This window comes from Paenirhizobium naphthalenivorans, assembly GCF_007992095.1.
GTDB lineage: Bacteria > Pseudomonadota > Alphaproteobacteria > Rhizobiales > Rhizobiaceae > Allorhizobium > Allorhizobium naphthalenivorans.
The window spans coordinates 1-1,062 of sequence record NZ_BJZP01000108.1 but is presented as its reverse complement, the minus strand read 5'-3'; the positions used below and the strand labels follow the sequence as shown (position 1 = coordinate 1,062).

Here is a 1,062-nt window from a genome sequence, read left to right as displayed (position 1 = left end):
AATTTTGTACCCTGCGGAATGAGAAGAAAATGTCCTGTGGCGCTGTCGTAGATGTTCTGGCTCACCTGCGCTGTAATCCTGCCCGGCAAATCGGAGATGATGCCGGTAATCATGGTCGCGGGGATGACGGAGCCGCGCTTCAATTCATAGCGTGACTGCTGAGGTACAACCTGGTTCGGCAGGTAGCCGAGATCCTTGATGTCAGCGTTGAAGAAATCTTCTTTCGAAGTCTGCCCATTTGGATCGACATTCTGCCCCACCAAACCTGATTTCATGGCCGCGGCGTAGAGATCAGAGGCACCGTTATTGGTGGCCGGCTGCCGCTCCGTTGTCCTGGTATCGTTGGAGATATTTCCCAGCTCCGAGATTTTGACCTTCAGCGGTGAGTCAAAGGCAGTGGCACGCGCCTGAAGGCTGGCCATCCGCTGTCGCTGCTGTTCACGCAGGATTTGTTCGCGCTGCTCGCGGCGAAGTCGGGCCAACCATTCTTCTTCCGACTCCATTTGCGGTCGGCGCTCTTCCCGTGCTTGCTGCTTTATCTGCTCTTCTTCAATCGGCTTGGCTTCCACCTTTGTCTGGGTTGTGGGCGTGGGCTGGAATACGGGCTGCTCTTCGCGATCGCCGATGATGCCGTCTTTCACCCCGCGCTTCATCTGATCAGCGAAGGTCGAGGCCGGGACGTTCGAGCCTGCTTCATCCGGAATTCTGTCGCCGAACCGCAGTCCCCTGGATGAGATGCCGTAGACAAGGACACAGGCGACAACGACTGCGATACCGATGCCAAAGAACACCGGCAGGCGATTGAGCCGTTTCATGCCCTTTTCCCGCGAGGCGCTGCTCGGATTGCCGAGCTGGAGCGACTGGATCATATCTGTCTCTCCTCAGTTTCGCTTCATTAATGAAAGCGGGCTCGCCGGCGTGGCGCCACCAGATGACACCGAATAGGCCCGCCCAAGTTCGAGTGTCTCGCTGGAAAGCCTCACGAGTACCTGTCCATCAACGTCGATCAACGAATATGCCAGCTCGATCGGTTTGGCGGTGTCTTTCAAGGAGCGTGCCTTG

At 57.0% G+C, this 1,062-nt stretch carries 2 protein-coding genes; both read right to left on the bottom strand.

Features of this window, described 5'->3' with window-relative positions:
• Nucleotides 1–869: IncP-type conjugal transfer protein TrbI (gene trbI, locus RNA01_RS23370; RefSeq protein WP_147182457.1), on the bottom strand; the 869-nt coding region annotated here is incomplete at its 3' end.
• A 12-nt stretch (nucleotides 870–881) separates the two neighbouring features.
• Nucleotides 882–1,062 (bottom strand): conjugal transfer lipoprotein TrbH (locus tag RNA01_RS23365; protein ID WP_503826405.1); only part of this gene is annotated, 181 nt, incomplete at its 5' end.